Origin of the sequence: Roseobacter sp. N2S (genome assembly GCF_031454055.1) — a bacterium.
In the GTDB taxonomy this organism is placed as follows: Bacteria; Pseudomonadota; Alphaproteobacteria; order Rhodobacterales; family Rhodobacteraceae; genus Amylibacter.
Window position 1 is genome coordinate 913,765 of record NZ_JAVDQB010000001.1, and the last position, 24,177, is coordinate 937,941.

Consider the following 24,177-nt stretch of genomic DNA (forward strand, 5'->3'; position numbering starts at 1 on the left):
CGTGTTGTCCTTTGAGTATGCTACTTTCAGTTGAGTTTTCAAGGTTAAATCCAGATGGGCCGGATATTTCCATTTTTCCGCTTATTGGATTAATATTCTCTTAACTGGCAGGCGAGACTCTCTGATGATCCTGAATAAAAGTCATTTCACTCTAAAACTCGCTGAATCCGAGGCAGAGTTGGCGGCGGCCCAGCGGCTGCGGTATCGGGTGTTTGTGCAGGAATTGGGGGCGCGGCCCGCTTATGGCGGGGCTGCGGACCATCGTGAAATTGATGCTTTTGACCCGTATTTCGACCACTTGATCCTGAAAGATACCCGCATTTGCGATGACGCAAACAATGTGATCGGCGCATATCGCTTGATGCGCAGTGAAACAGCCCAAACAGGGCCCGGTTTCTACGGTGCGGGCGAATATGATCTGGGCGCGATCACCCGCTCCGGCCGCCCCGCGGTAGAGCTTGGCCGCAGCTGTGTTGATGCCGCCTATCGCAATGGAATTGCGCTGCATCTTCTTTGGCAGGGTGTGGCTGATTATGTTCTGCGCAACAAGATACAGCTGTTGTTCGGCGTTGCGTCCTTTAACGGAACCGATCCGAAAATCTATGCGGACGGCTTGTCCTTTTTGCATCACAATCATCTGGCCCCCAAGGATCTGCGCGTCCAAGCACGAGCTGGCGGAAGCGTTCCGATGGCACTGAAACCCTGTGAGGACATTGATCGTACCGTCGCGGTGCGCCAAATTCCCGCGCTGATAAAAAGTTACATTCGATTGGGTGGCTGGGTCGGTGAGGGCGCATTTATTGATTGGGATTTTAATACGATAGATGTGTGTCTGGTTCTGGATCAGGCCAATATTCCGCAAAAACAGCGGGCGCAACTGGCTCAGGGTCTGGCTGCATGATCCCCTGGGATGATGGCACCCGCATCGCTGGCGCGCCTTTCGGATTTGCCGGTTGGACCCGCTGTGTCATGCGCGTTCTGGCAATGGCGGCGATCATTTTCGGGCTGATGGGGCCGATGGTTCTACTGCGGCTGACAGGGTTCAAGGCCGCGGCGCAATGGGTTGTGCGACTGGCCTGCCGCGCCGTCCTACGGGTGATGTCATTGCCGATCACCTGTTCTGGGTCGCCAATGTCTTACCCTGGTGCTGTGGTGGCAAACCATTGTTCTTGGCTGGATATTTTCTCTCTTAACGCCGTGCAGCGGGTTCTGTTCGTCGCTAAGGCCGAGGTGCAGGCCTGGCCTTTGATCGGTCTGATTGCGCGCTCTGTCGGGACCGTGTTCATTGAACGCCGCGCCAGCCTTGCCGTGAAACATCGCAACGTGGTTTTAGGCTACATCGCGAAAGGGCAGCGCTTGCTGTTTTTTCCCGAAGGCACCAGCACTGACGGGCAGCGGGTTTTGCCGTTCCGCTCTACTTTGTTTGCAGCATTCCTTGAACCCGAAGTGCGCGAGTCCGTTTGGGTACAGCCGGTGACGCTAAACTATGTGGCACCCGCTGGCGCCGATCCGCGGTTTTATGGGTGGTGGGGGGATACCGATTTCGCGCCAGACCTGTTTCGGGTTCTGGCGCAACCGGTTCAAGGCCGGATTGAGGTGGTGTTTCACCCCCCGATCAAGGCAACCGATGTGGCGAGCCGTAAAGACATGGCGCGGCGTTGCGAACAGGCCGTGCGCAGTGGCTTACTGGATACGCTCTAGATAGGCTTTCAACGCGGCGGCTGGGCCATTTTCCGCCCCCCAAAGTTCTGGCCCAAAAGCGAAGAAGTCGGTGGCAGGGGAAAATTGTTCTGCCAACTCCAACGAGATAGCCCCCTCTGCCACCACAGGCACCTCAATCACTTCGGACCACCACTGGAAGGTGTCAAATTCGGCAGGTTGCGTCGTGGACAGCGGGTTTTCGGCAAGCGGGCCAAAGGAAACGTAATCCGCGCCAGCTTCGCCTGCGGCCATGCCTGTATGGCGGGAGTCTTCGCAGAAAGCACCGATGATGGCATCTGCACCCAACAATTCACGCATGTAGCGAATTTGCCGTGCGCCGTCTGTCAAATGAACTCCGTCCAACCCGTGCAATGCGGCGATTTTGCCGTGGTTTTCTACGACCAGCGGCACATCGCGGGCATGGCAGACTTCGCGCAGGTTGTCAGCGGCGCGGCCGATATCCTCGGCAGCTTCAGAAGCACAGCGCAGGCGCACGCAAGCGATAGCGAAATTATCCAGCATTTGGCTAAGTTCGGTTGAAAACGCGGAAAGCTCAAACTGAGGCGGCGTGATCAGATAAATTTGCGGAGTTTCTTGATCGGCCATGATTGCCCCCTTTGACAAGATTCAGAGTGTCTAACCTCTGGCACAGATGCCGTCCAGTGCAACAGTAATTTAACGAAACTTAGTCTGCGCGGGATTATGTCTGTGGGATTAACGTTGGCTTAACCCGTTAGGGTGATAGTCAGGTCCATTGATCCGGCATTATTGCGGTAATGGTGCCATGCGTCATTGGGATAACAGTATAAAAACCCGTCTTGTTTCGGGGTGTGGGTGCAGCCTGTGCCGATCAGAAAGGATTCGTGCTGGTGTACCTCTTGCGACGGGCTGTTTGCCCCGCCGCCATTGGCAATGCAGCCCACAAGGGCAAACCACGGCATATCATTGTGCCGCCGTGTGATAGGGTAGTCCACAGTTGGCAGTTTGCGTTGGATCCAGCGTTCGCGGGTTTCCAAAAGCTCGATGAATACTGCTATGGGGGCAGAAAAATGTGCAAAATTTGATGCATTCCCCTCAGGCCCGCATTCAATGTTTTTGTCTTTCCACTGGCCTTGCGCGGCAAAACTATAGGTCACGCCCTTTTTCAGAAAAAGACCCGTTGGGCACCATCTTTTGCGTGCGTGAACCCGCACATCCATCGGAGTGTTCGGGGCGATGGCACGGGTGTCCCAATATTCCGGCTGGGCGAGTGGGGGAAACTCCTGCCGGTTGCGGGCGGCTCCGTGGACTGTGCGGGCGTGCTGGGGATCGTTGAAATTCGGCACGGCGCGGGGCCTCAGACGCATTCTGCGAAAGACGGATGTGACGCTTTCATGCACCAACCCCTGTTCGTCGCCTGTGATTTGTTCCAGAAAACCCTTCTCAAAGGCCAATCCACGTTTCTGCGACTCTCCTATCATCCAGTCGAGCGTGATATTCCCCAAACGGCAGTCGGAATAGCCGCCGCCCACGTCTGCGTGGACACCGGGAAACCAGATCTGCTCCACGTCTTGTCCGGCAGCATATTCCGTCCAAAGAGTGGGTTCAAAAATTTGACGGCGTTCGTCTATGGCAAGGGCTTGGCGGGCGATGCGCACGTTTTTAGACAGTTTCGTGTCGTAGAACCGGTATTTTGTGCGGTCCTCTTTGCCCCAAAGCCAGCGAAACTCCTCGGGTACGCCCAAGGCGCCGACCGTATCCCAGACGCCCAAAAACTCGATGGGCGGGTTTTCGTGCAGTGGCACGCCTGACAGCGGCACCTGGCTTTCGGGGTTTTGATACAATTCAAACGCGCGGTGGATGATATCCCAGCGTTTGCCCTCGGGGATGTCGCTGTTGGCAAAGGCAGGCAGGTGGCAGCGGGTGATCAATCCTGACAGGCTGCGGGCGGCAAATGCCCCGCGAGAAAAGCCGATCAAATAGACTTTATCGCCCGGTTCATAGCGGTCGGCCAAGGCTTTGTAGCCGGATTCGATATCGTGACGGATGCCGTCACCAAAGCCGCCGCCCTGAAACCGTTCAATCCATTTGCCCGTGGTGCCCACCCCCGCACGGTAGAATTTCTTTTGCGGTGTGCCATCAGCGTCAGCCTTGGCGAGAGATTTGTAGAACTTGTAAACATTGGTCGGGGCAGGCAAATCGCCGTCTTTATTATCGGGCGTGTTCCACGTGCCATCACAACAAATAACCAGATTGGCCATGATCAAACTCTCCTGAAAAATTCGGGCGCGCGGAAATAGGATGCGCTACTTATAATGGAGCAGAGTTTAACAAATTTATGATGAGTTGAATAGGGCGGGGCTGTCTATTGCCCTGCACGGACCATGTCGCGAATTTTGACGGCTTTTTCAAAATGGTCGAGTTGGTGTGTTTTTATCCACCATTCCGCCGCTTCCATCAAAAGCGTAGGGTCCGTGTTTCTATTGGCGAAAAACGCGTAAAACGACAGGCCAACGCCCTCGCCCTTTTGTGCAATTTTCGCATCGCAAACGGAGATGATTTTGTCCCGCAGGCATTGGCGCATCAGGGTATCCGTATTGGAAGGGATCGGGCAGACACTCCGCCCGATCCGTTAAAGTCAGCCGCGCAGGACGGATTTTCCGGCATACAGCGCCACGTCGCCCAGCATTTCCTCAATCCGGATCAACTGGTTGTATTTCGCGAGCCGGTCAGACCGCGCCAAAGATCCTGTTTTGATCTGGCCGCAGTTTGTGGCAACCGCCAGATCGGCGATGGTCGCATCTTCGGTTTCGCCCGAACGGTGGGACATCACCGAAGTGAACCCGTTGCGTGTGGCCATATCCACAGCTTCCAGCGTTTCAGTCAGCGTGCCGATCTGGTTCACCTTCACAAGGATCGAGTTGGCGCAGCCCTTGTCTATGCCTTGGGACAGGCGCTTGGTGTTGGTTACGAACAGGTCGTCGCCCACCAACTGGCAGCGGTCACCGATTTTGTCTGTCAGTGTTTTCCAGCCGTCCCAATCGTCTTCGTCCATACCATCCTCGATCGAAATGATCGGGTATTGGTTTACCAGGTTTTCAAGGTATTCGGCATTTTCACCAGAAGACAGCTTTTTGCCTTCGCCTTTGAAGTTGTAAAGCCCGTCTTCGTAATATTCGGACGCCGCACAATCCAGTGCAAGGTAGATGTCTTCGCCCGGGCGGTAGCCTGCTTTTTCGACCGACTTCATAATGAAATCCAGCGCATCCGTGGTGGAGCTCAGGTTCGGTGCAAAGCCGCCTTCATCGCCGACACCTGTGTTGTGACCCGCTGCGGACAGCTCTTTTTTCAGTGTGTGGAACACTTCGGCGCCCATGCGGATCGCTTCACGCACATTGGGCGCAGACACTGGCATGATCATGAATTCTTGAATGTCGATCGGGTTGTCCGCATGTTCGCCGCCGTTGATGATATTCATCATCGGAACGGGCAACCAGCGCGCAGAGGTGCCGCCGATATAGCGGTACAGGGATTGGTTCAGGGTTTGCGCTGCCGCTTTGGCCACAGCCATGGACACGCCCAGAATGGCGTTGGCACCAAGGCGGGATTTGTTTTCGGTGCCGTCCAGATCAATCATGATATTGTCGATCACCAACTGACGTGTGGCATCCACGCCCAGCAAAGCCTCGGCGATTTCACCGTTTACGGCTTCGACGGCTTTCAGAACACCTTTGCCCTGATAGCGGCCCGCATCGCCGTCACGCAATTCAACCGCTTCGTGCGCGCCGGTAGAGGCACCCGAGGGCACAGCCGCGCGGCCCCATGTGCCGTCTTCTAGCAGAATGTCTACTTCGACGGTAGGGTTGCCCCGGCTGTCGAGAATTTCGCGTCCGGTGATTTCGATAATAGCGGTCATGTTAAAGTCCTCTTTTCGATTTCGTGTCGTGAAGGGTCACGGGATAATACCCGTTGTGGTTACAGGTTGGCGCGGCTTGGTCATTTTGCGCTCGCGCAGCCAGACGTACAGGCCTGCGGTGACGATAACAGCAGCCCCAACAAGGGTTTGCGCGGTCAGGGTTTCGCCAAATACCACCACAGACAGGGTGAAGGCAAAAATGATACGGGAATAGCGGAAGGGGGCTACGGCGGAAACATCCCCCATGCGCATGGCTGATGTGATGCAGAAATAGCCGATGCCTGCAAATCCGACCAAACCAAAGATTTCAGCAATGGTGACAAGATCGGGTTTGACCCAAGGGGTGCCAAACAACGACAGGATGACGCCCGCCATCGCTACGGTGGTAAAGCCCCAAGTGGACGCCTGCATTGTTGGCACGTCTTTGGGAATGAACCGAGTGGCCAGATCCCGCCCTGCCAGCCCAAAAACGCCGATAATCGCCAGCAATGATCCTGCCGAGAAAAAGGCGGGGTGGTCGGCTGTGGTGCTGGCAAAAGGGTTGAGGATGATCAAGACACCGCTAAGCCCGACAAAAACCGCGCTCCAGCGGCGCCAGCTAACGGATTCGCGCAGGAACAGCGCCGCGCCAAGGGTCACCAGCAACGGTGTGACCTGCAAAATGGACGAGGCGGTGGAAAACGGCAGCAGGGTCAGCGCCATCAGAAAACCGCAGGTGGCGACGATTTCGGCCACGCCACGGCACAGGATTGCGGGATGAAAGATACGGCGGGACAAGACAGGCGTGCCGCCAGCTTTGGTCAATGCGCCGAACAAAAGGGTGCCGCCAACCCCCATGGAAAACAGCACTTGTGAGGCGGGCAGGGTATAGGACGCCAGCTTGACGAACATATCCGTCGTCGCAAAAGCTGCCATTGACAGGATCATCAACAGGATCGCGCGTAACGTATCACTGGCGGGTGGTTTGTTCACTTTTTCGCCTTGGTGGGCACGCCGTACAGTTCCAGCTTGTGACCCCGCAGGTCATAGCCCAACTTGGCCGCGATACGTTCTTGCAATTCTTCTATTTCGGGGTCAACGAATTCGATAACCTCTCCGGAATGCAGGTCAATCAAATGGTCGTGGTGGTCCCGTTCTGCATCCTCGTACCGAGCGCGGCCATCGCCGAATTCCAGCCGTTCCAGAATGCCGGATTCTTCGAATAGTTTCACCGTGCGATAAACCGTAGCGATGGAAATTCCCGCATCCACAGCCGAAGCGCGGGCGTAGAGTTCTTCCACATCGGGGTGGTCTTCAGAGGCTTGCAAGACACGTGCAATCACGCGACGTTGTTCCGTCATGCGCAAGCCCGCAGATTCGCACCGTTCGATGATTGTGGGTGATGTCATAGCCGAGTCCCCTTGGTTGAGAGCGGTTTTAGCGGCCCTCACGTTTGGTGCAACCCTGATAACGTGTGTTGTTAGCGTTAAAGGGTCGCGCAATGGGCGCAATTGAGCGGATATCAGATAAGCTGTAGTTGCGTATCATTCTCATATGCAACTGTTTTTATTGACTTATTTTGCGATTCTTATATGCGGAGGGTCAGAAGCCTGTTGAAGGAATGATTATGACCCCTGTTGCACTTGGATTGTTGGCGATTGGCCTTTCGGCAGATGCTTTTGTGGTTTCTCTGGGTCAGGGCGCTGCGGCGCGGCAGCGGGGATTTGCGGCGGCGCTTGGGGTCGGGATGATCTTTGGCCTGATCGAAGCGGCCACGCCGATCATCGGCTGGGCCATCGGTCTGGCGGCGGCGAAACATGTGGCGGCTTTTGATCACTGGATTGCATTCGTGCTGCTGGGGGGCGTTGGTATTCGCATGGCCTTGCACGCGTTGCGCCGTAAAGACGAGGTGGCCACCGCCCGCAGTGGGTGGGGCGTGATCCTTGCGGCGATCGGAACCTCTATCGACGCGATGGTGGTTGGTGTGTCTTTGGCAGTGCTAAACGTGAATATCGTGCTGGTGGCTATCGCGGTGGGGCTTACAACCACAGCGGCATCAACAGCGGGCATGATGCTGGGCCACGTGCTCGGCGCAAAGTTTGGCCGCGCCGCCGAGGTTTGTGCGGGTGTGGCATTGCTTGGGTTGGGCGTTGCGATATTGGCGGAACATCTGGGCGGCTAGGCGAAAAGATGACGCCTAGCCTGCGGGTGAATATCTAAAGTTTACAGTAAATCCGGTGTGCGGCCCAAACGCCGCGCCAGTGGTGCGATTGTCAGGCCTTGGACGATAATACTGAACAGCACAACCACATAGGTCATGGTCAACAACAGCGGTTTCCATTCGCTGTCGGGCAAAGTCAAAACCAAAGCGACGGAAATCCCGCCCTTCAGCCCGCCCCAAGTCATGATCGGAATCACATCGCGGGGGAAGGACTGGAAGGGTTTGATCATCAGGATCGGCACAGAAACTGCCACCAACCGGCCAAACAGCGCCACCACAATGGCCAAAACCCCGCCCCACAGCGCGTCGATGCTGAAAGCAACGGCAAAGACTTCGACGCCGATCAGCAGGAACAGGATGGCGTTCAGGATTTCGTCAATCAGCGACCAGAACGCATCCAGATATTTGCGGGTGATTTCGGACATGCCATATTTTACGCCCACATCGCCGATGAACAGGCCAGCCACTACGGCGAAGATCGGGCCGGACAGATGGAAATACGTGGCCAGTTGATAGCCGCCGAACGCCAGGCCAAGGGACAACAGAACCTCTAGCGGGTAATCGTCGATGCGGCGCATCACGGCAAAGGTGACATAGCCTAAGATCCCGCCCAGAGCCGCGCCGCCAAAGGCCTCTTGCCCGAACAGCAGGAAAGCATCGCTTAGGCTGGAGCCATGGGTGTCGTGCCCTGATGGAAAGGCGATTCCCACAAGAATCAGGAAAACCACATAGGCCACGCCGTCGTTAAACAGGCTTTCCCCTGCGATCTTGGTTTCCAGTTCCTTGCGCAGGTTTGCTTCGCGCAACACACCCAGTACAGCTACGGGATCGGTGGGCGAAATCAGCGCCCCGAACACCAGCGCAATCATCAACGGAACCCCAAGCGCAAAGGCAATGGTGCTGCCGACAATGGCCGTGGACAGACCAACGCCGATGGTCGCCATCAGCACCACAATCCACGCTTGTTGCCGCAAATCCCCCAGTTTTACATGTAGCGCGCCCGCAAACAGCAGAAGGCCCAACATGCCTTCCAGCAGGGCAGAAGAAAACTCCAGATCAATCACAAAGCCGCGCACTGTCTCGCGCACGCCAAAGGCGGGGTAAAATGCATCTGCCGCCATGATGGCGATTGAGGCCAATAAGGCGACAACCAGAATGCCGATGGCAGAGGGCAGTTTGAAAACCAGATAGTTTATCGAACCGAATACGCCCGCAAGGACGATTAAAAGGGATGCAATCTGGAGTTCGTTCATAATGCCTGTTCCTGCTGGTATTCAGGGGGGATGTAGCATTAGCGGGGCAAGGAAGGAAGATGCTAACACCCCTGGGAGGAGGTAGGGGTGTTAGCATTTGTACAAAACGGGATCTGGGAGGAACGACCGTTCAGTATTCTTAATTCTGGAATGCCAGCACCTCTGGGAGGAGGTAGAGGTGCTGGCATTTGTACGAAACGGGATCTGGGAGGAACGACCGTTCAGTATTCTTATTTCTGGAACGCCAGCACCTCTGGGAGGAGGTAGAGGTGCTGGCATTTGTACAAAACGGGATCTGGGAGGAACGACCGTTCGGTATTCTTAATTCTGGAATGCCAACACCTCTGGGAGGAGGTAGAGGTGTTGGCATCTGTACAAAACGGGATCTGGGAGGAACGACCGTTTAGTATTAGCGGGTTATCATAGGACCCCGCTAATTTCTGCAGCAGAGATGGAGGTCCCTGCTTATTCTTCTGCAATCAGCTTTTCAGCATGTGCGCGGATGTCCGCACGTGCCAGGCCGATCAGATCAAGCTGCTCATCGCTCATGGATTGCAGGGCAGTGACCATGCGGGCGGTTTGCAAGCGTTTGATCGCCGTTGCTGATTTTGTTTTAAAGCCAGTCCAACCGGATGACAGTGTTTCAAAGGCCCATACACGTGTTTGTGTAAAAGGAGCTGCGGAGTGAGTATCGTAGGAAATAGTTTTCATTTGATTAAGCCAATTCTGCCGCTTCACGGGCAATGCGTCGGATGTCACCGCGGCTAAAGCCGAGGTCTGCAAGTTCGCGGGTCGTCAGACCTGCAAGCTCGGTGAATGTTGTGTTGTACACACGGCGTTTGCGTTTGTACGTGGACAGGCTCTCGGACGTTGCGATGAACGCAGAGGCGATTTTGTGCTTCAGGTCGCCGAGTGCTGTGATGTTTTGTGTTGTTGAGATCGACATTTTCGACTTTCCTTTTTTATGCTGCAGCGCAGAATTTCTTGCTGCAATGCAACAATATGAATGATCCTAGCTGGTTACAACGCTTCTCTGCGCAAAGGGGGTATGCATAAATGGAAAGTCACTTTGGGTGGAAATAAGCGGTTTTATGCATTTAGCGCCGTATTTACGGGCTAATTTACGGCATTCTGCCTGTCGATTCATCAGGTTTTGAATGGGCTCTCATTTTAGTGATCACAAATCGGGCATTTTGTGATCACACGGCCTTCGGCGCGTTAACCGATATTCCCTGACAATAGGATTCGGCACAGCAGTGATTTGCGAATTGCCAACCGAGTCATTGCGTGATGTGGTGCGCCACAAACGGGGGGCTTCTACATATGGAACAGAAAGATCGGGTTGATGCCCTTGGGGCCAGCCTGCTGGTGACAGTGTCTTTGCTACTGGGCTTGAATCAGGTTCTGGTGAAAATCGTCGCGGTTGGCATGCACCCCGCCTTGCAAGCCGGATTGCGCAGCGCCATTGCCGTGCTGCCGGTTCTAATTCTGGCGCTGCTGTTCAAACGCAAACTCACCATCCGCGATGGCAGTCTGGGCTGGGGCATCTTTGCGGGCGTTCTGTTTGCGATCGAATTCCTGATGTTGTTTTTGGCAATTGATTATTCATCCGTCGCCCGGGTTTCGGTGCTGTTTTATACAATGCCGGTCTGGATGACGCTGGGCGCGCATTTCCTGATCCCCGTAGAACGCCTGACCCGCAACAAGATCATTGGCTTGGCGCTGGCGGTGGGCGGTGTGATCGTTGCCATGTGGGGACGGGATGGCGGCCAGAATGAGCTGTTGGGCGACATCTATTGCATTGCGGGTGCGATGTTATGGGCGGCGGTCGGGCTGGTGGCCCGCGTCACGCCGATGAAACGCGCAGTGCCTGAAATGCAGTTGTTGTATCAACTTGTGGTGTCGGCCATCGTGCTGATCCCTGCCGCCTATCTGATCGGCGATCAAATCCGGGATCTGCAACCGGTCCACTGGGGGATTTTACTGTTTCAGGCAATTGTCGTGGTGGGCTTTGGCTTTTCCACATGGTTTTGGGTTTTGTCGAAATACCCTGCCTCGGAAATGGCCAGTTTCGGGTTTCTGGCGCCGCTGTTCGGCGTGTTGCTGGGCTGGCTGATATTGGGCGAGGTGATTACCATCTGGATCATCGGCGCGCTGGTGCTGGTCAGCGCGGGGATTGTTCTGATCAACCACAAACCAAGCGCGAAGACCTTACCGCGCTGACCCGCCGAAAGCCGATTCTAGGGTGGTTCGGGTCAGAGCGTGGCAATCCGCTCGATTAGCAGATCAAAAAAGCCATCCGCATCCAGACTGCGCACAAAGGTGACGTTCGGGGCGCGGTCTGTAACCCGCCACCAATCCGCAACCGTCGCGCCCAGCGTCAGGGGGGATTGGGTTTCCACCGTCACATTGATCAGGCGGCTGTGAAACAGGTCAGGGCGCAGCAGATAGGCGATCACACAAGGATCATGCAGCGGCGCGCCATCTGATCCGTATTTTTCTTTGTCAAAACGTTCAAAGAAATCGGTTAGTTCAGCCACCGCAGGGCCAGCACGGTTGGTCATGGCGCGAAAGGCAGCGATGCGGGGCGCTGTGGTTAGGGCCTGATGGGTGCAATCGAGCGGGATCATCGTCACAGCCACGCCCGAACGCAGCACAATATCCGCCGCCGTTGGGTCAACATAGACGTTGAATTCCGCCGCAGGGGTAATATTGCCGCCTTCAAAATAGCCGCCCCCCATCAAAACGATTTCACGGATGTTGGCTTTGATGTCGGGCGCACGGGTCAGGGCGGTGGCGATATTGGTCAGCGGTCCCAGCGGGCACAGCGTAACATCAGGCGTATTTCGCAAGGTCTCTATTATATAGTCGACGCCGTGCTGTTCCTGCAGGGCTATCTGCGGATCAGGCAGGTCTGGCCCGTCCAGCCCCGTGCGCCCATGTACGTGTTCGGCGGTAACCAACGGGCGGTCCATCGGACCATCGCAGCCCGCATAGACGGGAATATCAGGCCGCCCGGCCAGTTCCAGAACCTTACGTGTGTTCAATTCGGTCAGCGCCAGCGGCACATTACCAGCCACAGCGGTGATGCCCAGAACCTGCAGTTCAGGGCTGGCGAGCGCCAAGAGGATCGCAACAGCGTCGTCTTGGCCGGGATCTGTGTCGATGATGATTTTACGTGTCATAGCAAAGCTCTAGCGCAACGACTGCAAAATAAAAAGCGCCCCGTGACAAACAGGGACATTCCGTTCGGTCGGACATAGGCCTTTGAGCCCTTTCGGCTGGCAAGCTGGCAGATTTTTGAATCTACGCCCGAATTGCAACGATATCCTTCTTCCTAAGAAACAAACAGACAGGGCGTTTGAACATTCATTGAATGGCGGCTTTTGGAACATAAAATCGGGGGGCGTGCGTATTGTGTTGGTCTGTTATGGGGAACTAAGCTGCCGTTCCTTGGCTTGTTGTTAGAGATTTTCTCCTATTATAATGTAATCTGTCGATTGATGGGATTTTTTGATCATGAGCGATGACAGGCTTCTAGTTCCGCAGGACCTCGATTATTTTCATGCAATTGGATTAGCTGCCGTCGCCTTCGCGCGGCTCGAATGGAACGCGGTGTGGTGCTGTCATAGATTGCAGACGAATTACATTCAGACTATTGAGCCGGCAAGAATGACTGCGGGCACTATTGCAAAGGACCTTATGTTATTGTTTTTGCGGATTTTGGACGAAAATCTTCGCGCAAAAGCTCTCTCGTTTGCAGACGAGTTTAAAGCAATTGTTCCTGACCGAAACGCCAAAATGCACGGAAAGCCGGGGACTGCAACAAACGGAGATCAGCGCCTGTTTAGGCATGGCTGCGAATTAACCATCAATGACGTCAATGACTTCTCAGATCGCTGCGTAACAGCAGGAAGGCAGCTAAATGACCTTCTGCACAATGACCTTCTGCACAATGAACTAGCTGAAACATGCACTGTGGTACTCACGCCATAATTCATACGACACTTTGGGCTCGGACCAGACATTTGACTTCAGCATTTTGACGCAACTGATGGCATTTCATCAGCGGGCCGAAACCCACTTACATGCCGTGTAATCATCTTAAAAAAACGGGCGGTGAGAAAACTCTCCGCCCGTGTCTTAAACTTGGAATGGCTCCGTGATGTGCGGGGCGCTATTCTGTAGTCGTCTATCTTAGTTCGCGCGGGCTTAGCCGTCGAAATCAACCGATTCCATCAGTTTCAACGAGGCAGGGCGCAGTTTGGCGATTTCACCCAGCGGTTTGTTGTCCGGTGTGAATGTGCCCCAACCTTTGACCAGATCAGAGGCCTCGGTGCCCTCTTTCAACGGGTATTCGCCGTTTACTTGCGCATAGATTTCTTGGGCTTCCTCAGACGAAAGCCATTCCATCAACTGGATCGCTTGCTCTTTGTTTGGTGCGGCTTTGGTCAACGCAACGCCAGACAGGTTCACGTGGGTCCCACCTTCCTCAAATACAGGGAATACGATCCGCACGGAATCGGCCCAAGCAACTTGATCGGGGTCTTCCAGCATTTGTTTCATGTAATAAGTGTTGCCCAAGGAAATATCACATTCCCCCGCGTGGATCGCTTTAACCTGACTGCGATCATTGCCCGAAGGTTTGCGCGCAAGGTTGGATTTCAACCCTTCAAGCCAGGTTTTTGCACCCTCTTCGCCGTGATGTGCGATCATCGCAGAAGCCAGCGCAAGGTTATAGGCATTGGTGCCAGAGCGGATACAAATACGCCCTTTCCACTTGTCCGAGGCAAGGTCTTCGTAGGTGGTGACGTCGCCGTCTTTCACACGATCTTTGGACGCATAAACAATCCGCGCACGCGACGTCAGGCCGAACCATTGGCCGTCTGCATTGCGGAATTCTGCGGGGATATTGGCGTTCAGAGTTTCAGACACCACAGGCTGGGTCACACCCGCATCCACCAGCGCTTGCAGGCGGGAAATATCAACGGTCATCACCAGATCAGCAGGGGAACGGTCGCCCTCGGCCTGAAGTTTTTCGATCATACCTTTGTTCAGGAAGACCAGATTTGTTTCAATTCCGGTTTCTTTGCTGAAAGCGTCCAACAGCGGCGACACCAGTTCTGGCTGGCGATAGGAATAGACGGTGATGTCGGCAAAAGCGGGGGCGCTCGCCAAAGTCGCAGCAGAAACTGCGAGGGCGCTGATGAATTTCATAGGTACGAATCCTGTCTGAGTTTCGGTAGCGCTTTTTAATATGACTAATTTAGTCGGGTCAATAGATGAGCGAAAAGCTCGGAATAATGGCAACCTGTCGCGTATTGAGCGTGCACAATAGAGTATGGCAAGCCTGCGCTGTTGCCGCTAAGGGAGGGGTATGACTGACTATATCCTTTTGATCGTGGCCGCCTTCGGGGCTGGCGTATTGAACACTATTGCTGGCGGGGGCACGTTCCTGACCTTTCCCGCGCTGGTTTTCACCGGCATTCCGCCGGTGGTGGGCAATGCCACCTCTGCGGTTGCAGTTTTTCCGGGGTATCTGGCGGGGGCCGTTGGGTTTGGGGCTGAACTGAAAGCCTTTGATCGCCGCAAAATGGTGCGCCTGACGCTGGTCACTTTGGCGGGCGGATTGGTTGGGGCCTTGCTGCTGGTTGTATCCTCAAACGAGGCATTTGCCGTTGTCGTACCCTTCCTGCTGCTGGCTGCCACTTTGGCCTTTTGGTTCGGCGATCAAATCCGCGACTGGGCTGCACAGAAATCCCGCGCGGTCACGCCGTTTGGCACGGCCGGGCTGTTCTTTGTCAGTATTTATGGCGGCTATTTTAACGGCGGTTTGGGGATCGTCTTGCTGGCGCTGTTTTCCCTGTGGGGGATGACCAATATTCACGAAATGAATGGGCTGAAGAACGGTCTGTCCTTTGCGCTATCGGCGATTTCTGTGGCGGCTTTTGCAATCAGCGGTTTGGTGGAATGGCCCCAAGCGGTGATTATGATGGTAGCGGCGACGCTTGGTGGTTACGCAGGCGCGCCCGTGGCCCGCGTGCTGCCGAAATCAGCGGTGCGGGCCATTGTGATCGTGGTTGGATTAACCATGAGCGCGGTGTTTTTTGCAAAGTTGTTTTAGGTATTTAGGCTCTAAAGAGGCCTGTCAGGGTTTAGATTTTTCTGCAAGTTTCGCCTGATCCCATAGCCCGTCCATTTCTGTCAGATTGGATTGGGCCGGGGTTTTGCCGCGCTTTTCCAGCGCATCTTCGATGTATTCAAAGCGACGGGTAAACTTGCGGTTGGCGGCACGCAGGGCCTCTTCGGGGTCGATGTTCAGGTGGCGGCCAAGGTTGGCCATTACAAACATCAGATCGCCGAATTCCTCCACTTGTTTGTCATGGGGCAGGGTGTCTGCGGCCTCGATCAATTCAGCGGATTCTTCCTTGATTTTATCCAGAACCTGCGTGGTTTCAGGCCAGTCAAACCCGACCCTTGCAGCGCGTTTTTGCAGTTTTACGGCGCGGGTCAGGGCCGGCAAATTGCGGGCCACCCCGTCCAACGTGCGGGGTTTGGTTTGCCCTTTTGCAGCGCGTTCAGCTGCTTTGATCTTTTCCCAGTCGGCGGTTTGTTGCTGTGCAGATTTATCCCGCGATTCTGCGCCAAATACATGGGGATGGCGGTGGATCATCTTATCGGCGATGGCTTTGGTGACGGTTTCAAAGGTGAAATGTCCGTCCTCACCCCCCATCTGCGTGTAATAGACCACCTGCAACAGCAGATCGCCCAACTCGCCTTCCAACTCGGCCATGTCGCCCTGTTCGATAGCATCGGCGACCTCGTAGGCCTCTTCGATCGTATAGGGCACAATCGTGGTGTAATTCTGTTCAATATCCCACGGGCAGCCGGTTTCTGGATCACGCAACCGTGCCATGATTTCCAGCAAACGGGGCAATCCGCCGTTTGGATCAAGACAAAGAGATTGCGAGGCGGTTTGGTCTTTACTCATAGGGCTGGGTTCCTGATAGTCTGGCCAAAAGGAGACCAGAAACCATGGCCGTTATCAACCGTATTGCAGAGTATTTTGAAGAGATGAAGGAATGGCGGCAACATATTCACGCCAATCCGGAACTGGATATGGAATGTCATAACACAGCGGCCTTTGTGGTGGAAAAACTGCGGGCTTTCGGGGTGGATGAAATCCACGAAAAAATCGGTGTCAGTGGTGTGGTCGGGATCATCAACGGGCAGGGGGATGGGCCGACAATCGGCCTGCGCGCGGATATGGATGCGCTGCCCATGCCCGAAGAAACCGGCTTGCCCTATGCCAGCACGGTTGACGGGTTGATGCACGCTTGTGGCCATGACGGACATACGACCATGCTGCTGGGCGCTGCGAAATATCTGGCAGAGACCCGCAACTTTGCAGGTCGCGTTGCCCTGATCTTTCAACCGGGCGAAGAGGGCTCTGGCGGCGGGCGTTTTATGGCCGAAGAGGGAATGTTCGAGCGGTTCAATATTTCACAGGTCTATGGTCAACATTCACTGCCCAAATCCCCCCTTGGTAATATCGAAACCTGCAAAGGCCCGTTGATGGCTGCCGCGGATGATTTTGAAATCCACATCACAGGCGCTGGTGGCCATGCCGCCAGCCCCCATGAATCCGTCGATCCAGTGATGATTGCTGTAAACATGTACCAGAATCTGCAATCCATCGTGACTCGCAACGTAGACCCGATCAAAACCGTGGTCCTGTCCCTGACACAGATCCACTCGGGAACCACCCACAACGTGGTGCCTGAAACCGCAATGCTGGCAGGAACCGTGCGCACATTTGACAAGGATGTACAAACCTTGGTTGTCGATCGAATGAAAGCCATCATCAAAGGCACCGCAGAAATGATGGGTGGCAGTGCGGAACTGGTTTACAACTACGGATATCCGGCCACCATCAACGATGATGCAAAAACCGAATTCGCCTGCACCGTCGCCGCTGAAGTGGTGGGTGAAAGCCGCGTGGATGGCGCCATCGCCCCAACTATGGGCGCCGAGGATTTCTCGTATATGCTAGAAAAAGTGCCCGGTGCCTATTTCTACATCGGCAACGGAGACAGCGCTTATCTGCATCATACCAAATATGATTTCAACGACGAAGCTAGCCCCATAGGTGCCTCGGTCTTTGCCCGTATCGTGGAACGCGCGCAACCGCTCGGGGGCAGTTAAAACAGAACAATCCGCCTCTTTTTGGGGCAAATATCCCCGCGCGGAGCGCTTTTAAATTTCCGTGCGGGGGGATCCGTTTAAAGAAACGCTTTAGGCTGAAATTGATCTTTGCCCTTCCCGACAAGCCGCACTAGGTTAATCGCCAACATGACATTGAAGGAGTTGGACTATGTCCGAAGAATATGTACCGCCGAAAGTCTGGACTTGGGATGCGGAAAGCGGCGGTAAATTCGCCAGCATCAATCGCCCGATTGCTGGGCCGACCCATGATAAAGAGCTTGAGGTGGGCAAGCACCCGTTGCAGCTTTATTCACTGGCCACGCCCAATGGCGTCAAGGTTACCATCATGCTCGAAGAACTTCTGGCAGCGGGGCACACGGGTGCTGAATATGATGCTTGGCTGATCAACATCGGCGAAGGCAATCAATTTGGCAGCGGCTTTGTTGACGTGAACCCGAACTCTAAAATTCCAGCCCTGATGGATCATTCCACCGACAAACCCACACGTGTGTTTGAAAGCGGGTCAATCCTGCTGTATCTGGCTGAAAAATTCGGGGCCTTCCTGCCCAAAGACCCAACGGCCCGCACCGAGGCGCTGTCCTGGTTGTTCTGGCAAATGGGCTCTGCCCCGTATCTGGGCGGTGGTTTTGGCCATTTCTACGCCTATGCACCGGAAAAATTCGAATACCCGATCAACCGCTTTGCCATGGAAGTAAAACGCGAACTGGACGTGCTGGATCGCCGCTTGGCCGAGGTTGAGTATTTCGCAGGCGATGAATATTCTATCGCGGATATGGCAATCTGGGCGTGGTACGGTGTGCTGGCACAGGGCAAAATCTATGACGCGGGCGAATTCCTTGACGTCGAAAGCTATAAAAACGTGCAACGTTGGCAAAAAGCTGTGGCGGCCCGTCCAGCCGTGATCCGCGGCCGCATGGTTAACCGCGCCTTTGGTCCGCTTGAAGAGCAATTGCGCGAACGTCATGATGCGTCTGATTTTGATCTGCGCACCCAAGACAAACTGGAACCTGCTGAAGCCGAGTAGGTTAAACTTCACAGAACTGTGCAGGCGGGTGGTAAATGCGTCTGCACAGTCTTATATTTTTGCAGACCTTTTCAGGAGATTTGTAATGTTGTTTTCATCCAAACCCGCGACCATCCCCACTGCAGCCGAAGCCTTACCAGGGCGCAGCATGGAACTGCCCACCGCTGAAATGCACTTTACCAACGGACGCCCGTTAAAAGGACCGATCCCGGACGGCTTTGAACAGGCCATTTTTGGCATGGGCTGCTTTTGGGGCGTGGAACGGATGTTCTGGAAACTGGACGGCGTCTGGGTGACCATGGTGGGCTATGCGGGCGGATCAACCCCGAACGCCACCTACCAAGAGGTGTGCACCGGCCAAACAGGGCACAACGAAGTTGTCCGCGTGATCTATGATCCGTCAGTGATCAGTTACGAACAATTGTTAACTGTGTTTTGGGAAGGCCACGATCCGACCCAAGGCATGGCGCAGGGCAATGATCGCGGCACCCAGTACCGCAGCGGGATTTATACGTTCTCGGATGACCAAAAGGCACTGGCAGAATCAACCAGAGCGGCCTTCCAGCCCCGTCTTCGGGACAAGGGCTATGGACCGATCACCACCGAAATCCTGCCCGCCCCAACCTTCTATTATGCCGAGGATTACCACCAGCAATATCTGGCCAAGAACCCCTCGGGCTATTGCGGGATCGGGGGAACAGGTGTGACCTGCCCGATTGGTGTTGGTGCTTAGCGCCGCACCCTTTCGTGTTTTAATCACCGGTGCAAGCGGGAGCGGAACCTCCTCGCTTGCCCGCACTTTGGCCAGCGCGTTATCCAGCCAGGTCTTTGATGCAGATGATATTTTCTGGTGCCCAAGCGACCCGCCTTTTGTCACCAAACGCCTTGTCGCCGACCGTTTAAAGCTGATGGAAGCCCTGTTTCTACCGCGCCGCGACTGGATTTTTGCAGGGTCGGTAATGGGGTGGGGACACAGCATAACCCCTCGCCTGACACATGCTATTTTCCTGACGCTGGACGCAGACACCCGCATGGCCCGCTTACGCGAACGGGAACGCCAGCGCATGGGGGATCTTTCCCGATTGTCCAACTTTGAAGCAGCGGCCCATCAGGGATTTATGGACTGGGCCGCTTCATATGATGATCCTGACTTCGCGGGGCGTAACCGAACACACCATGATGCATTTCTGGCGGGGCTGCCGTGCCCTGTGATCCATCTGGACAGCGCCATTCCCGAACCCGATTTACTGGCGCAGGCCATCGCCGCGCTTGACGCTGGCGGTCGGTCCACCTAATCGGAACACAACGATTGGAGCCAGAAACATGCCAACTTTTACAGCCCTGACCACCCTGAAAGACAAATCCAAAGCCGAAGCCCTTGCTGAGGCCTGCGAAACGCTGATCCCCGAACCCACAGGTGTTGGCGTGTTTGAGGTCGAGGACGGCTCTGGCACATTTGAAGTCGGGGTTTACTTTATTGAAGCGCCGGACGAAATCGCGCTGGCCTTGCTGGCGGCGATGAATGGCGCGCGCCCCTTTGCGGTATCGGAATTGCCCGAAACCGATTGGGTCGCCCATGTGCGCCGCGAATTGGCCCCGATCCGCGCTGGTCGTTTCTTTCTATATGGCAGCCACGATGCCGACTCTGTGCCAGAAGATTGTGTGCCCCTGTTGATCGAGGCTGCGATGGCCTTTGGCACAGGACACCACGGCACAACGCAAGGCTGCTTGCAGGCGCTGCACGATCTGGATGTGCGCGGCTTTCAAGGCAAAAATGTGGTGGATATCGGCTGCGGAACGGCCGTTCTGGCCATGGGTGCCGCCAAAATATGGCCGGGTGTTGTACTGGCCAGCGACATTGACGAAGTGGCCACCGACACCGCTGCGGCCAACGTGAACTGTAACGACCTGGCTGGACGCGTGGATATTGTTACCTGTGCGGGATTTGATCATGAAACACTGCGCGCCAAGGCACCTTACGATCTGATCCTCGCTAACATATTGAAAGGCCCTCTGATTTCGCTGGCCCCGGATATGGGCGCAAGTGTTACCAAAGATGGTTATGTCATTTTGTCAGGGCTTTTGAACGAACAGGCCGAAGACGTGAAAGCCGCCTATGTGGCCGAGGGTTTCGGCTTGGTTGATCATCTGATTGTTGGCGAATGGTCAACGCTTTGTTTACAAATGCAGCCTTAAACTGCCCAGATTTTGCCCCAATTCGTTTCTAATTTTATCTAAGCAGTTTGCACCCCCGAGAGGAGACGAAAGCGTCTCTGGTTCCTGTCGATTAGCGTATTTTGCCTGTGTGTGTTTACAGGCGTGTAGTGATCTCGGGGTGCAGGCTGCACGAGTTTTTAGATAAAGTAACGCGTAGTTGGGAATTCAGTATGTCGATCGAAGATAAAAAAAGCTTTGAGAAGCGCGTGGCCCGCGTTGATCCGGATTTCAAACCGACACTCTGGCGTAAATGGCGCCGTGCTCCACGCCGCAAGATCCACATTCCCTTTGCCAAAACCGCCCTGTGTATGGCGTTGTTTTATGGCACCATGACTGTGACAAAAGTTGTGATGATTCAGGAATTGGGCCAGCAGGGCTATGACGCGAAAGTAGCACAACTGGCTGCGGGCAGTGACACATCACGGGTTGCCGCGAAACTGTTGTGGAAAGATCCGGTAATGACCTATGTGCAGGGCAAAATCCTGTAGGAAGTCAGTCAAAATCGAAAGAATAAAAAAAGACCGCTGTGGGAGGACAGCGGTCTTTTTCCTGTGCGATACAATGACCGCTGAAACCGGTGCTTTACAGGGAGGGGAAAAGCACCGGCCTATGTGTGACGCGCTTAGAAACGTGTCGGGATATTGTCCAGATCGCCGCGGATCAGGCCGATGTCGGCCAGTTCACGATCAGACAGTTGGGACAAGATTTTTGTGGTCTTACGCTTTGTGTTCCACTCTACCAAAGCAGAAAATACTGCTTCAACGCGTGTAACGACAGTGTAAGTTGCGATGGCCCCAAAAGGTGCCAGACGGGTGTTCGAAGCCAGGGCCATGGTACAATTCCTAAGTTAGTGTGTGACGTGTTGTGTCTGTTTGTAGGCCCCACATAGGTGGGGTTTTTCAGGCTTTCAAATGCTGAAAATGCATAGCGGAGGTGCCTGTTTTGCATAGCTGAATCGCCATGTCGTTTTTGAATTATTTGCTGCGAAAATCGGGTGATTTCCCAGCGAAAATGTCGCTTTTAGAACAGTCGATTTTTTGTGAATTTTTCGCGTCCTTTTTGTAAATCTTTGGAAATCTGTTCTGGCGCATAGTTTGTTGCTTTCACGCCACATATTTTCCCGTGACACGAGGCTATCGAAGCGGCGAAATGGCTGCCAGAGCGGCAAACCAGGCCTTTCCGGACGATTAACCAGAATCAATAGCCCTAAGCCTCAACACGCGGCAGTCCGTATTCTACTTGGCGGATGTTCTTGTTTCGTGCTACGCTTAAGAAAATAAACAGAGCAGGGCAGCTATGCGCGTTATTGGCATTGATCCAGGACTACGTAATCTGGGTTGGGGAATCGTGGATGTTGCAGGGGCGAAAATCGCCCATGTGGCGAATGGTATTTGTAAAACAACCACTGGCGGGCCGCTGGCGCAGCGGTTGCTTAGCTTGCATGCGCAACTGGATGCGGTTCTGCGCCAGTATAAGCCCACAACTTCGGCGGTCGAGAATACATTTGTGAACAAAGACGGCGCGGGGACTCTGAAGTTGGGTCAAGCACGGGGGATTTGTTTGCTGGTGCCGGCGCAATTCGGGCTGGATGTGGCAGAATACGCGCCCAATGCGGTTAAAAAGGTCGTAGTCGGTGTGGGTCATGCTGATAAAGCGCAGGTGCTGCATATGGTTAAGATGCAGTTAAACGGGGTGATCCCTGTAGGGCCGGATGCGGCGGATGCTTTGGCGATTGCCTTGTGTCACGCCCATCACGCCCAGTTTTCGGGACGGTTGGATGCTGCATTGGCCAAAGCCGAAGCGCAAAAGGGGGCTGCATGATCGGTAAGATAACAGGGCGGGTGGATTACCGCAGCACGGACCATCTGTTGGTAGACGTGCAGGGCGTGGGCTATTTGGTCTATTGTTCCGAGCGGACGTTATCCTCGGTTCCGCCTAAGGGGGGGATTGTTGCACTTTATACCGACCTGCTGGTGCGTGAGGATAACTTGCAATTGTTCGGTTTTCTGACCTTGGCGGAAAAAGAATGGCACCGCTTGTTGACCAGTGTTCAGGGGGTCGGGGCCAAGGTTGGCCTGGCGATCGCAGGGACGTTGGGCGTGGACGGTGTCAGCCGGGCGATCACCCTAGGGGATGTAGCCGCAATCAAGGCCGCCCCCGGTGTAGGGCCGAAACTGGCGCAGCGCATTGTGGTCGAGTTGAAAGACAAGGCCGCCAGCGTCATTGCGATGGGCGCACAGGGGGCTGAGCAGGTACAGGCAGATGATTCCATGGTGATCGAGGCGCCCTTGGCCGCCCCCGTATCCAAGGCTCCTGCTGTGTCTTCTTCTGTTGGTGCCGCCTCGGCAGGGGCGCAGGCGGATGCTTTGTCGGCTTTGGTTAATCTGGGCTATGGTCACGGCGATGCTGCGGTTGCTGTGGCGCAGGCGGCTGGCGAGGCGCCAGATGCTGACAGCGGTGCATTGATCAAAGCCGCATTGCGGTTGCTGGCACCAAAGAGTTAAAGGTGTGGTTCAAACAAACAGGGGCCTCCGGCGGGGATATTTCTGGAAAATGGAAGCGATGGCTATGGAACGGCAGGCGGTCTTGTGAGCGAGCCTGATCCCACTTTGCGCGCTGATGTGCGCCCCGAGGATATGGACCGCGCCTTGCGGCCCCAGACGCTTGACGAATTTACCGGCCAGTCCGAGGCACGGGCCAATCTGAAGGTCTTTATCGAAAGTGCCAAGATGCGCGGGCAGGCGATGGATCATACGTTGTTCTATGGGCCGCCTGGTTTGGGCAAAACCACGCTGGCACAGATTATCAGCCGAGAGTTGGGTGTGAACTTTCGCATGACCAGCGGGCCTGTTCTGGCCAAGGCGGGGGATCTGGCGGCGATCCTGACCAATCTGGATGCGCGGGACGTTTTGTTTATTGATGAAATCCATCGCTTGAATCCTGTGGTTGAAGAAATCCTTTATCCTGCGCTGGAAGATTTCGAACTGGATTTGGTGATCGGTGAAGGTCCAGCCGCGCGCACCGTGCGGATTGATTTGCAGCCTTTCACATTGGTCGGGGCGACCACGCGGCTGGGGTTGTTAACCACGCCGCTGCGCGATCGTTTCGGGATTCCCACGCGGTTGGAGTTTTATACAGTGCCAGAGTTGTGTTCGATCGTAGAGCGGGGCGCGCGTTTGATGGGGGCAACGGCCACACCGGACGGGGCGATGGAGATTGCCAAACGGGCACGGGGCACGCCGCGGATTGCTGGGCGTTTGTTGCGCCGTGTGGTGGATTTTGCGGTGGTCGAAAGTGACGGGACCGTGACGCAGGGCTTGGCGGATCGCTCGCTGACACGGCTTGGGGTGGATCATCTTGGGCTGGACAGTGCGGACCGGCGTTATTTACGAATGATTGCCGAGAATTTCGCGGGTGGGCCTGTGGGGGTGGAAACCATGTGTGCGGCCCTGAGCGAGGCGCGGGATGCGGTGGAAGAAGTGATCGAACCCTATCTGTTGCAGCAGGGCTTGATCCAGCGCACGCCGCGCGGTCGGATGCTGGCGGCAAAGGCCTGGGCCCATTTGGGGCTGGATGCGCCCCGGCGTGGACCGCAAGGGGATATGTTTGACGGGTAAGTTGGACTTGAGTATTTTTGGAACATTGAAGGGGTGCAGCCCGT

General features: G+C 55.1%; 28 protein-coding genes. 15 read left to right on the plus strand and 13 right to left on the minus strand.

From position 1 onward, the window contains the following. Nucleotides 1-124 precede the first annotated feature (124 nt). Nucleotides 125-901: a GNAT family N-acyltransferase gene (locus tag GGE09_RS04475; RefSeq protein ID WP_309744262.1), complete on the plus strand. Its 777-nt coding sequence runs from the start codon at nucleotides 125-127 to the stop codon at nucleotides 899-901. Next, complete coding sequence (locus tag GGE09_RS04480) at nucleotides 898-1,701, plus strand: lysophospholipid acyltransferase family protein (RefSeq protein WP_309744264.1); 804 nt, start codon at nucleotides 898-900, stop codon at nucleotides 1,699-1,701. The genes GGE09_RS04475 and GGE09_RS04480 overlap by 4 nt, the downstream gene beginning before the upstream one ends. On the opposite strand, the gene GGE09_RS04485 is transcribed toward GGE09_RS04480, so the two are convergent. The 6 genes from GGE09_RS04485 to GGE09_RS04510 form a co-directional block, all read right to left on the minus strand. Continuing rightward, nucleotides 1,684-2,307, minus strand: coding sequence for a thiamine phosphate synthase (locus GGE09_RS04485; RefSeq protein WP_309744266.1), 624 nt, complete (start codon nucleotides 2,305-2,307; stop codon nucleotides 1,684-1,686). The genes GGE09_RS04480 and GGE09_RS04485 overlap by 18 nt on opposite strands. Before the next feature lie 119 nt (nucleotides 2,308-2,426). Next, nucleotides 2,427-3,941: a DUF2235 domain-containing protein gene (locus GGE09_RS04490; protein ID WP_309744268.1), complete on the minus strand. Its 1,515-nt coding sequence runs from the start codon at nucleotides 3,939-3,941 to the stop codon at nucleotides 2,427-2,429. A 104-nt stretch (nucleotides 3,942-4,045) separates the two neighbouring features. Next, the gene (locus GGE09_RS04495) at nucleotides 4,046-4,264 is read right to left on the minus strand and encodes a DUF6500 family protein (protein WP_309744270.1); all 219 of its coding nucleotides are present in this window, start codon (nucleotides 4,262-4,264) and stop codon (nucleotides 4,046-4,048) included. A 54-nt stretch (nucleotides 4,265-4,318) separates the two neighbouring features. Beyond that, nucleotides 4,319-5,596, minus strand: coding sequence for a phosphopyruvate hydratase (eno, locus tag GGE09_RS04500; RefSeq protein ID WP_309744272.1), 1,278 nt, complete (start codon nucleotides 5,594-5,596; stop codon nucleotides 4,319-4,321). 36 nt (nucleotides 5,597-5,632) lie between these two features. Beyond that, nucleotides 5,633-6,568 (minus strand): DMT family transporter, encoded by a 936-nt coding sequence (locus tag GGE09_RS04505; RefSeq protein ID WP_309744273.1) that lies wholly within the window; start codon nucleotides 6,566-6,568, stop codon nucleotides 5,633-5,635. Continuing rightward, nucleotides 6,565-6,984: a Fur family transcriptional regulator gene (locus GGE09_RS04510; RefSeq protein WP_309744275.1), complete on the minus strand. Its 420-nt coding sequence runs from the start codon at nucleotides 6,982-6,984 to the stop codon at nucleotides 6,565-6,567. Before GGE09_RS04510 ends, GGE09_RS04505 begins: the two co-directional genes overlap by 4 nt. 218 nt (nucleotides 6,985-7,202) lie before the next feature. Between GGE09_RS04510 and GGE09_RS04515 the strand changes: the two genes are divergently transcribed. Next, nucleotides 7,203-7,757, plus strand: coding sequence for a manganese efflux pump MntP family protein (locus GGE09_RS04515; RefSeq protein WP_309744277.1), 555 nt, complete (start codon nucleotides 7,203-7,205; stop codon nucleotides 7,755-7,757). Between the two features lie 41 nt (nucleotides 7,758-7,798). On the opposite strand, the gene GGE09_RS04520 is transcribed toward GGE09_RS04515, so the two are convergent. The 3 genes from GGE09_RS04520 to GGE09_RS04530 all read right to left on the minus strand — a co-directional run bounded on the left by GGE09_RS04520 (nucleotide 7,799) and on the right by GGE09_RS04530 (nucleotide 9,995). Beyond that, nucleotides 7,799-9,049 (minus strand): sodium:proton antiporter, encoded by a 1,251-nt coding sequence (locus GGE09_RS04520; protein ID WP_309744279.1) that lies wholly within the window; start codon nucleotides 9,047-9,049, stop codon nucleotides 7,799-7,801. Between the two features lie 465 nt (nucleotides 9,050-9,514). Beyond that, nucleotides 9,515-9,760 (minus strand): DUF1127 domain-containing protein, encoded by a 246-nt coding sequence (locus tag GGE09_RS04525; protein ID WP_309744281.1) that lies wholly within the window; start codon nucleotides 9,758-9,760, stop codon nucleotides 9,515-9,517. A gap of 4 nt (nucleotides 9,761-9,764) precedes the next feature. Next, the gene (locus GGE09_RS04530) at nucleotides 9,765-9,995 is read right to left on the minus strand and encodes a DUF1127 domain-containing protein (protein ID WP_309744282.1); all 231 of its coding nucleotides are present in this window, start codon (nucleotides 9,993-9,995) and stop codon (nucleotides 9,765-9,767) included. A gap of 377 nt (nucleotides 9,996-10,372) precedes the next feature. On the opposite strand from GGE09_RS04530, the gene GGE09_RS04535 reads away from it, so the two are divergent. Further along, nucleotides 10,373-11,272, plus strand: a complete 900-nt coding sequence (locus GGE09_RS04535) for a DMT family transporter (RefSeq protein WP_309744284.1) — start codon at nucleotides 10,373-10,375, stop codon at nucleotides 11,270-11,272. Between the two features lie 32 nt (nucleotides 11,273-11,304). Here GGE09_RS04535 and GGE09_RS04540 read toward each other — a convergent pair whose 3' ends face one another. Beyond that, entirely contained in the window at nucleotides 11,305-12,234 is a 930-nt protein-coding gene (locus GGE09_RS04540) for a nucleoside hydrolase (RefSeq protein WP_309744286.1), read from the minus strand. Nucleotides 12,235-12,568: 334 nt separating this feature from the next. Between GGE09_RS04540 and GGE09_RS04545 the strand changes: the two genes are divergently transcribed. Then, nucleotides 12,569-13,045 carry a hypothetical protein gene (locus GGE09_RS04545; RefSeq protein ID WP_309744288.1) on the plus strand — a complete coding sequence of 159 codons (477 nt, stop codon included), beginning with the start codon at nucleotides 12,569-12,571 and terminating at the stop codon, nucleotides 13,043-13,045. A gap of 216 nt (nucleotides 13,046-13,261) precedes the next feature. On the opposite strand, the gene GGE09_RS04550 is transcribed toward GGE09_RS04545, so the two are convergent. Further along, on the minus strand, nucleotides 13,262-14,266 hold the full coding sequence (locus GGE09_RS04550) for a Fe(3+) ABC transporter substrate-binding protein (RefSeq protein WP_309744290.1): 1,005 nt from the start codon (nucleotides 14,264-14,266) through the stop codon (nucleotides 13,262-13,264). A 160-nt stretch (nucleotides 14,267-14,426) separates the two neighbouring features. Here GGE09_RS04550 and GGE09_RS04555 point away from each other — a divergent pair, with 160 nt between their 5' ends. Then, the gene (locus tag GGE09_RS04555) at nucleotides 14,427-15,173 is read left to right on the plus strand and encodes a sulfite exporter TauE/SafE family protein (RefSeq protein ID WP_309744292.1); all 747 of its coding nucleotides are present in this window, start codon (nucleotides 14,427-14,429) and stop codon (nucleotides 15,171-15,173) included. A gap of 24 nt (nucleotides 15,174-15,197) precedes the next feature. Here the strand turns inward: GGE09_RS04555 and mazG are convergent, their stop codons facing one another. Beyond that, on the minus strand, nucleotides 15,198-16,040 hold the full coding sequence (gene mazG / locus GGE09_RS04560) for a nucleoside triphosphate pyrophosphohydrolase (RefSeq protein ID WP_309744294.1): 843 nt from the start codon (nucleotides 16,038-16,040) through the stop codon (nucleotides 15,198-15,200). A gap of 44 nt (nucleotides 16,041-16,084) precedes the next feature. On the opposite strand from mazG, the gene GGE09_RS04565 reads away from it, so the two are divergent. The 6 genes from GGE09_RS04565 to GGE09_RS04590 all read left to right on the plus strand — a co-directional run bounded on the left by GGE09_RS04565 (nucleotide 16,085) and on the right by GGE09_RS04590 (nucleotide 21,004). Further along, on the plus strand, nucleotides 16,085-17,254 hold the full coding sequence (locus GGE09_RS04565; RefSeq protein WP_309744296.1) for a M20 aminoacylase family protein: 1,170 nt from the start codon (nucleotides 16,085-16,087) through the stop codon (nucleotides 17,252-17,254). A gap of 169 nt (nucleotides 17,255-17,423) precedes the next feature. Next, a complete protein-coding gene (gene yghU / locus GGE09_RS04570) occupies nucleotides 17,424-18,299 on the plus strand; it encodes a glutathione-dependent disulfide-bond oxidoreductase (RefSeq protein WP_309744298.1) in 876 nt (291 codons plus the stop codon). Nucleotides 18,300-18,384: 85 nt separating this feature from the next. Continuing rightward, nucleotides 18,385-19,032, plus strand: coding sequence for a peptide-methionine (S)-S-oxide reductase MsrA (gene msrA / locus GGE09_RS04575; protein WP_309744299.1), 648 nt, complete (start codon nucleotides 18,385-18,387; stop codon nucleotides 19,030-19,032). Next, nucleotides 19,019-19,594, plus strand: a complete 576-nt coding sequence (locus GGE09_RS04580) for an AAA family ATPase (protein ID WP_309744301.1) — start codon at nucleotides 19,019-19,021, stop codon at nucleotides 19,592-19,594. Before msrA ends, GGE09_RS04580 begins: the two co-directional genes overlap by 14 nt. A gap of 28 nt (nucleotides 19,595-19,622) precedes the next feature. Then, nucleotides 19,623-20,495, plus strand: coding sequence for a 50S ribosomal protein L11 methyltransferase (locus GGE09_RS04585; protein WP_309744303.1), 873 nt, complete (start codon nucleotides 19,623-19,625; stop codon nucleotides 20,493-20,495). 191 nt (nucleotides 20,496-20,686) lie between these two features. Then, nucleotides 20,687-21,004 (plus strand): hypothetical protein, encoded by a 318-nt coding sequence (locus GGE09_RS04590; protein ID WP_309744305.1) that lies wholly within the window; start codon nucleotides 20,687-20,689, stop codon nucleotides 21,002-21,004. A gap of 134 nt (nucleotides 21,005-21,138) precedes the next feature. Here GGE09_RS04590 and GGE09_RS04595 read toward each other — a convergent pair whose 3' ends face one another. Then, on the minus strand, nucleotides 21,139-21,348 hold the full coding sequence (locus GGE09_RS04595; protein WP_309744307.1) for a DUF1127 domain-containing protein: 210 nt from the start codon (nucleotides 21,346-21,348) through the stop codon (nucleotides 21,139-21,141). A 464-nt stretch (nucleotides 21,349-21,812) separates the two neighbouring features. Between GGE09_RS04595 and ruvC the strand changes: the two genes are divergently transcribed. From ruvC to ruvB, 3 genes are all read left to right on the plus strand, one after another. Next, nucleotides 21,813-22,337, plus strand: a complete 525-nt coding sequence (gene ruvC, locus GGE09_RS04600) for a crossover junction endodeoxyribonuclease RuvC (protein WP_309744309.1) — start codon at nucleotides 21,813-21,815, stop codon at nucleotides 22,335-22,337. Further along, the gene (gene ruvA / locus GGE09_RS04605) at nucleotides 22,334-23,020 is read left to right on the plus strand and encodes a Holliday junction branch migration protein RuvA (protein WP_309744311.1); all 687 of its coding nucleotides are present in this window, start codon (nucleotides 22,334-22,336) and stop codon (nucleotides 23,018-23,020) included. The genes ruvC and ruvA overlap by 4 nt, the downstream gene beginning before the upstream one ends. Before the next feature lie 84 nt (nucleotides 23,021-23,104). After that, nucleotides 23,105-24,133 (plus strand): Holliday junction branch migration DNA helicase RuvB, encoded by a 1,029-nt coding sequence (ruvB, locus tag GGE09_RS04610; protein WP_309744313.1) that lies wholly within the window; start codon nucleotides 23,105-23,107, stop codon nucleotides 24,131-24,133. Nucleotides 24,134-24,177 lie beyond the last annotated feature (44 nt).